Origin of the sequence: Flavicella sp., assembly GCF_037132785.1 — a bacterium.
Lineage (GTDB): Bacteria > Bacteroidota > Bacteroidia > Flavobacteriales > Flavobacteriaceae > Flavicella.
This window is the reverse complement of record NZ_JBAHZZ010000042.1, coordinates 1-7934: the sequence shown is the minus strand read 5'-3', so window position 1 is coordinate 7934 and position 7934 is coordinate 1. Positions and strand designations below refer to the sequence as shown.

The 7934-nt window shown below is 32.0% G+C and carries 6 protein-coding genes and 1 pseudogene; 3 read left to right on the top strand and 4 right to left on the bottom strand.

Annotated features, from left to right (window positions below):
- Both V5787_RS02670 and V5787_RS02665 read right to left on the bottom strand, forming a co-directional pair.
- Positions 1-88: pseudogene (locus V5787_RS02670) on the bottom strand (IS1595 family transposase); the annotation flags it as partial.
- Between the two features lie 299 nt (positions 89-387).
- On the bottom strand, positions 388-837 hold the full coding sequence (locus V5787_RS02665) for a nucleoside deaminase (RefSeq protein ID WP_336891739.1): 450 nt from the start codon (positions 835-837) through the stop codon (positions 388-390).
- A gap of 105 nt (positions 838-942) precedes the next feature.
- Between V5787_RS02665 and V5787_RS02660 the strand changes: the two genes are divergently transcribed.
- Positions 943-2727 carry a 1-deoxy-D-xylulose-5-phosphate synthase gene (locus V5787_RS02660; RefSeq protein WP_336891738.1) on the top strand — a complete coding sequence of 595 codons (1785 nt, stop codon included), beginning with the start codon at positions 943-945 and terminating at the stop codon, positions 2725-2727.
- A gap of 40 nt (positions 2728-2767) precedes the next feature.
- Entirely contained in the window at positions 2768-3670 is a 903-nt protein-coding gene (locus tag V5787_RS02655; protein WP_336891737.1) for a DUF3078 domain-containing protein, read from the top strand.
- A gap of 9 nt (positions 3671-3679) precedes the next feature.
- Here the strand turns inward: V5787_RS02655 and V5787_RS02650 are convergent, their stop codons facing one another.
- Both V5787_RS02650 and dgt read right to left on the bottom strand, forming a co-directional pair.
- A complete protein-coding gene (locus V5787_RS02650; protein WP_336891736.1) occupies positions 3680-4564 on the bottom strand; it encodes a PorP/SprF family type IX secretion system membrane protein in 885 nt (294 codons plus the stop codon).
- A gap of 50 nt (positions 4565-4614) precedes the next feature.
- Positions 4615-5949 (bottom strand): dGTP triphosphohydrolase, encoded by a 1335-nt coding sequence (gene dgt, locus V5787_RS02645; protein ID WP_336891735.1) that lies wholly within the window; start codon positions 5947-5949, stop codon positions 4615-4617.
- A gap of 573 nt (positions 5950-6522) precedes the next feature.
- Here dgt and map point away from each other — a divergent pair.
- Complete coding sequence (gene map, locus V5787_RS02640) at positions 6523-7287, top strand: type I methionyl aminopeptidase (protein ID WP_336891734.1); 765 nt, start codon at positions 6523-6525, stop codon at positions 7285-7287.
- The last annotated feature ends 647 nt before the right edge of the window (positions 7288-7934 follow it).

Below are 7934 nucleotides of genomic sequence, written 5' to 3'. Positions count from 1 at the left end.
TTATTTTGGCTAAATAAGCCTTACAAGCTTCATCATTTGGTAGTTCTTTTATAAAACTCAGTATATTTTGACCTTGAAAAACATCCATATCTGTTATAGTTAAGGACACTAAGATACAGAAACTAAATGACTAACTCAGTAATGTTTTTTTGAGGCTTTTTTTTGAGGATTCATTTTCAATAGGTTAGGTGCTATCTTAAGTGAAATAGAATAATTTTGAGAAGTGTTAATTGCTTTTTTTCTGAACGTTTCTTCTAAAAAGGCAATATCTAAAGTCCGATGTAGCTTGTTCGCAATAGCCTAAGATACGTTACATAAAAACCGTGAATTACAATGCAAACATCGGAGTAATAAAACCCTCTACTGGAAATCAAAAAAAACGAAAAACTAATTCAAGTTTCTCTTTTCAATAAAAAAACGTTTTAATAACAGAGAACATTCTGCTTCCATAATTCCTTTGACAACTTTAGTTCTAGGATGTAATGTTGTTTTATATTTTTCAAATCCCCGTAAACTATCTGAAGCCCCAAAGACGATTTTCCCAATCTGAGCCCAATAACTTGCACCAGCACACATTTGACAAGGTTCTAAGGTAACATACAGTGTGCAATTTTTTAAATACTTTCCTCCTAAAAAATCAGATGCTGCAGTAAAAGCCTGCATCTCAGCATGAGCGGTAACATCATTTAAGGTTTCAGTTAAGTTATGACCTCTAGCAATAATTTTATTTTGACTTACAATAACAGCACCCACTGGTACTTCGTTCTTTTCAAAAGCCAATTCTGCTTCCTGAAAAGCACGTTTCATAAAATAAGTATCATCAAAAGGATTCAACATAGCTAAAAATTGAGGTTTGTTACCAAATATACAATTCTCACAAGTTATAAAGATTTCTTTAAATAAAACTGCATTAAAATATAGTACCTTTGTCATTGCTATTTTATGGAGACATCAATATTAAATACAATCAATAATCCTAAAGATTTAAGAAGAATTCACGCAAGTGAGCTACCAAATCTTGCTAAAGAATTAAGAAACTATATTATTGACATTGTAGCGACCAAAGAAGGGCATTTAGGTGCTAGTTTAGGAGTTATCGAATTAACCATCGCTTTGCATTATATTTTTGACACTCCCAATGACTCTCTTATATGGGATGTCGGTCATCAAGCATATCCGCATAAAATACTGACTGAGAGAAAAAATGTTTTCCATACAAACAGACAACTAAATGGCTTAAGTGGCTTTCCGAACAGAAACGAAAGTATATATGATTCTTTTGGAACAGGGCATTCATCTACATCCATCTCCGCTGCTTTAGGAATGGCAATGGCCTCTAAAATAAAAGGAGATAATAACACGCAACATATTGCGGTTATTGGTGATGCTTCTATAGCCTCAGGCATGGCTTTTGAGGGCTTAAACCATGCTGGAGTTACTGATGCAAATCTATTGGTTATATTAAATGACAATGCTATGGGAATTGACCCAAGTGTTGGTGCATTGAAAGAATACTTAATGAAAGCAAAAATTGGTTATAAAGCCTCAGGAGGGAATATGATCGAAGCATTAAATTTTAAATATATCGGGCCTATAGATGGACATAATTTACCTGAATTATTAAAAGAGTTGCAAAGACTTCAAAAAATAAAAGGACCTAAGTTTTTACATATCGTAACTACAAAAGGGAAAGGTTTAAAAAAGGCAGAACAGGAACAAATAAAATACCATGCTCCAGGTAAATTCGATAAAATAACGGGTGAATTAAAACCTTCTAAAAACTTAAATAAGGCTCCAAAGTACCAGGATGTTTTCGGACTTACTTTGTTGGAATTGGCAAAAAAGAATAAGAATATTATTGGTATAACTCCTGCTATGCCTACGGGTAGCTCATTAAAATATATGATAGAAGTTTTTCCTGAAAGGGCTTTTGATGTGGGTATTGCAGAACAACATGCTGTTACCTTAGCAGCAGGAATGGCAACACAAGGACTCATCCCTTACTGTACTATATATTCAACTTTTTTACAACGTGCATACGATCAGATAATCCATGATGTTGCCTTACAAAACTTACCTGTTGTTTTTTGTATCGACCGTGCTGGATTGGTAGGAAATGATGGCGCAACACACCATGGGGTTTTTGATATTAGTTTTTTAAGATGTATCCCCAATCTAATCATTTTCGCTCCTCAAAACGAAATTGATTTAAGAAACATTCTATACACAGTACAATTAGGTAACTTAAAATCTCCTATTGCAATAAGATACCCAAGGGGACAAGGTCAAAATGAACACTGGAAACAACCTTTTCAAGAGATAAAAATCGGAGTTGGCAGAATCTTGAAAGAAGGAAGCCATCTTGCTATACTTACAATTGGAGCAATAGGAACTAAAATAAATTTGATAATTAATGACTTGCCTACTGGTCAAAAACAACGCGTAGCTCATTACAATTTACTTTTTATAAAACCCTTAGACATTCTATTGTTAAAGCAAATATTTAATAAATTTGACAAAATAATCACGATTGAAGATCATGTTATAAAAGGTGGATTTGGAAGTTCTATTCTTGAATTTTCTCAAGAATATAATTATATAAATAAGCAAATTGAAATTCTTGGGATTCCAGATAAATTTGTAGAACATGGTACAACTGACGAACTATTATCATCTATTGACTTAGATACAGAAAATATTAAAAAATTGATATCAAGTAAATTATGATTTTTGGCACTTTTTTTGATACTTAACACCTCACCAAATCATGAAACAAATCTTATTTATAATATTATTACTGTTGTTTTCCTTCAACATATCTGCAAATGTTGAAAAGGACTCTTTGGCTCCGAAACAAAAAAAGATTGTTAAATCCTCTCAATGGGCATTTAAAAAAACTCTTGGATTGTTAATGACTCAAACTGCTTTCGTAAACTGGAGTGCCGGTGGACTAAACTCTATCTCAGGAACTATGACAGTGAATTTAGAGTTTAACTATAAAAAAGATCGTCTTTTCTGGACCAACCAATTAAAAAGTAGTTATGGCTTAAATAGAGAGGAAGGGCAAGATGTACGTAAAACAGATGATGTTCTGGAATTTATTTCAAATTTTGGATATCGTAAAACCGAAACGTCTAATTGGTACAATTCTGCTCGGTTTAATTTTAGAACCCAATTTGCGCCTGGATACAATTATCCAGACCGTGAAAACCAAATTTCTAATCTTTTCGCTCCTGCTTATATCTTTGCAGGTATTGGGTCTCAATATACCTCTCCTGACAAAAAATTTAAATTATATTTATCTCCAATTACAAACAAAACGACATTGGTACTTGACGAAACTCTATCAAATCAAGGTTCTTTTGGTGTAGATCTCGGAGATAAATCAAAAGTTGAATTTGGGATTTTAACCACTGGTGAATGGGAACATGACTTGATGAAAAATATCCTTATGAATAATAAGCTTATTTTATATACAGATTATTTAAACGACTTTTCAAATATTGATATTGATTGGGAATTAACACTTAAACTTACTGTAAATAAATTTGTAACAGCAAATGTAGGAACCCATATAGTCTATGATGATAACGTAATCAACAGCGAGACTGAAAAGCCCGAAATACAGTTAAAACAACTACTAGGAATTGGTGTTACTTACTCTTTTTAATTTCTTTTCCTACCAAGAAAATTTAACGATAAACTCATGTGTCCCTGAAGACAAGGCACTATATTTTGATGTTGTTGACTCATAAGCGTACCCGAAAGAAGTATTCTTAACTATTTTTAATAGTACGGATCCTACCACTGAAGTATTCAACCTATAAGTAATACCTGCTTCAACTTTATTTGAAAAATCGGCAACGGCAGAAATATCCAACAACAGATCCTCATCTGATACAAATCTAGAAAAAACTGAAGGGGTTAAATCAATTGTTTCCGTTATGCTAAATTGATATCCTCCGCCTAAATAAACATGTAATTTTTCATTTATAACCTCAGAATTTATTTCACCTTCACTATTTATTCTTGGACTCTGCACCTCGCTTAAAATTACATTTGGAGAGGAAAGGTTTATAAAATAGTGTTCCCCCTTTAAATACGCTCCAACACCAATTACTGGACTAAAGGTACTTATATTATCAGCAAACAATGGATCATTAACTCCTAAGGAATTAAAATCTATAGAGTAAAACGTTCCGCCTGCTTTCATACCAAAATAGAGGTTTGTCGTGCGATCCATTTGTAATTTATAAGAAATATCAACAACTGTACTCGTTTCTTTAGAAATAAAGACCTTGTCATTAACAATAGAAATACCTATCCCCAAATTACGTCCGATACCCTTAGAAAAAGAAATAAATTGAGTTCCAGAATCATCGTTAAATTCCATTTGTTTTTTTCTGAAACCAAATCCAATTTCAGTCTTTTCACTAACACCGGCATAAGCAGGGTTTAAAATATTCATATTATATTGATACAATAAGTAACTTGGTGCTGTTTCCTGCCCGTAAAATGACACTCCTAAAAGCAAACAAACTATTAATACTTTATATTTCGTCATCCTCTAATTTTTAATTTTTTATCTAAACCCAACCTTTTTCATGCTGTGTTTTAAAGGGATGTTCCACTTATTTTTTTGTGTAATAAAATAGCATAGCCATCTGACATTCCGGCTATAAAACTACAAACCATCATAACCCGATCATAAACAGAATTAGAAAGATATGTACAATTTTCAGGTAACAGTTTAAAAATTAATTTATTGTAATTTGATGCTTTTCCTAAGTACATATTATTAACAGATGTAATAAAAACATCTAATAAATCAGCGATAATTTTATACCCTGCAACTTCCTTTTCTACTACGTTATGGCTATTGTAAATTTTATCAACACTAATTTGTATGATATCATTTATTTGGGCTTCATATTTACATTTATCCAATAAAGAAATACTGTAATCACCATTTAATATGGTCTCTTCATTCTCTAAAAACACGCTTGCCGCTTCTTGAACAAGTGTACCAATAGCCAAAGCCCTTAAATAGCTTACCCTATCTTTTTTGTATTTTAAAGAATGGTATTTTTTTCTGTCAATGGTATCTTTTACTAATTTTATTAAATATTCTAAGGCAAATTCTTCCTCAATAAGACCAAGGTTTATACCATCTTCAAAGTCGATAATGGTATAGCAAATATCATCAGCAGCTTCCACTAAAAAAGACAATGGATGTCGATTGTAGGCCAAATCATTTCCTTCTCTCAAAGGTTTTAGTCCTAAATCTGAAACAACATCAACAAAAAAATCTTTTTGAGATTGAAAAACACCATACTTCTTATCTACAATATGTCTGGTTAGTTTTTTAGGCAAAGATTCTTTAGGGTATTTCATAAAAGCACCCAAAGTTGCATAAGACAATCGCAAGCCTGAATCTAAACCTCCTTCAGATAGAATCTTAAAACCATTGGCATTCCCTTCAAAGTCAATAAAATCTTGCCACTGCTTATCAGTTAATTCATATTTGTATTGAAGTCCGTTCCCCGATTTAAAATACTCTCCAATTGCTTTTTCTCCACTATGCCCAAAGGGAGGGTTTCCAATATCATGACTTAAAGCTGCGGCAGCTACAATAGCACCAAAATCATTAAACCTATATCCGAGGTCTTTTAAATTTGGATATTTTTCGATTACTTTTTGCCCAACAATTCTCCCTAAAGACCTTCCTACAACAGAAACTTCCATACTATGCGTTAATCGCGTATGTACGAAATCTGTTTTAGACACAGGAATTACTTGAGTTTTATCTTGTAAACTTCTGAATGAAGAGGAAAACACAATTCTATCAAAATCCACATCAAAACCTAAGCGAGTTTCATTTTGCTTGTTCCTTTCTCTCCTTTGTGTATCTCCAGCCCTTTTTAAGGACAGTAACCGCTCCCAATTCATAAATTACAATAGATTTTTATCTATTGCAAGATACAATTTGAAACCGAAAAAAAATTCTTTCACAAAATAAAATTGGAACCCACGCTACCGCAAGTATTCACAAGTGGCATAGACAAATAACTATAACCATTTTATTACCCCATAAAACCAATATTATCAATTTCCATAACCATATTATCCTCTTAATAATTTCTTCCACTTGGTTATTTCCAGTTTTCTGGATTTATTACGACACCTCTTACAACTAGATTGGTCTGGAATTTATAGGTTTCTACTCAAAGCTATTCCAAAACATACTTAAAGTAGTTCTTAAATTTATGACTACTCACTCTCTTTATCGCCAATAATAAATACTAGCGGGAGACACTCTAGGAAGAATGAATTTGAAAAACTAAATTTTAACTGCCTGATTATTAAAGTACATACACGCAATAAATATACGTATTTAGGGTTTTATTGCTAAACTCAAAGGTCGTATCTTTGTTCACTCTTTAGTGATAAACTGAAAGGTAAGTACCCTAAAATCCGCTACTATTCTTAGTGTGATGTAGTAGCCAATTAAAAAACAAAGAAATGTCGATAACCAAAGAGTCCGAACTTTTAGGAATGAAAAAAATTAGTGATGTTGTTGGAACTACACTCAAGTTAATGAGAGAATACACTAAAATCGGTATGTCAACTAAAGAATTAGACGAATACGGAGGCAATCTTTTGAAAAATTACGGAGCTAAATCGGCACCTTATGAAACTTATGGATTTCCTGGGTATTCGTGCATAAGTGTGAACCAAGAAGCTGCACATGGTATACCTTCCGAGAAAAAAATTCTAAAAGAAGGGGATTTAATCAATATTGATGTTTCTGCAGAGCTGAATGGGTTTTGGTCTGATAACGGAGGGTCTTTTGTCCTTGGAAAGGATATTAATAAACACCAACCACTTGTAGATGCTTCTAAAAACATATTACATAAAGCTATAAGTAATATTAAAAGAGGAGTAAAAATTGCTGACATTGGATACTTGATAGAAACCGAAGCAAAAAAATATGGATTTAAAGTAATCCAAAACTTAGCAGGACATGGAGTTGGAAGAAGTTTACACGAAGAACCTGAAAATATTTTAAACTACCGAGTTAGAACTAACAGAGAAAGATTTAAGAAAAACACAACTGTTGCAATAGAGACTTTTATATCAACAAAATCGACTATTGCTGTTGAGTTGAATGATGGCTGGACTTTAATTGGAAATAAAGGCGGATATGTAACTCAACACGAACAAACAATATTAATTACAAACGAAAAAGCTATAATTTTGACTGAATCAAATGGAATGTGGGATTAATACCAAAAAAAACATCAAAATGATTGATTAAACTAGTTTTTATTTCCTTTATATTTCAATATAAAATAGAGCCGTAACCTTGGCTCTGATTATATTTTTTATTTCATTTAAAGAAAAAAATAATTCAAATTTATTATCAACCACTCTGAAATTCATTTGGTATTACAAGTGAATTAATCAAATTTTACTTGTTTTTTACCAAAGTTCTTTTGTGGCAAATCGTTTATTTTAGTTGGTTTGATAGTTTATTTATTCAATTACTTTTTTCAGCTTTAAAGGTGCTTTAGAATAAGAACTCTTCTTTAATTCATGTTTTTCAACCATATTAGTGATAACCAAAGATGTAATTCTTGAGCACAATAATGTCACAGTCGAAAAAGAATTTTCGTATTGAGAATTATCATTTACTGCAGATTTTAATTGGCGAATGCTTATATCTTCAGAATAAATATGATTTGAATACAATGAATTATACCAATTACATTTCAAAATGCTCGTTAAAGTGCTTATTAACCTCGCATCTATATATCGTTAGTTTTACGCAGCATATTTTATGTTGTGATGTTTAAAATATTTGACTACCCTTTTGCTGTCATTTTGAAGTGTTTTCATGTGATTTTCTGAATTTTCCTTCATCTTTTCTTGTG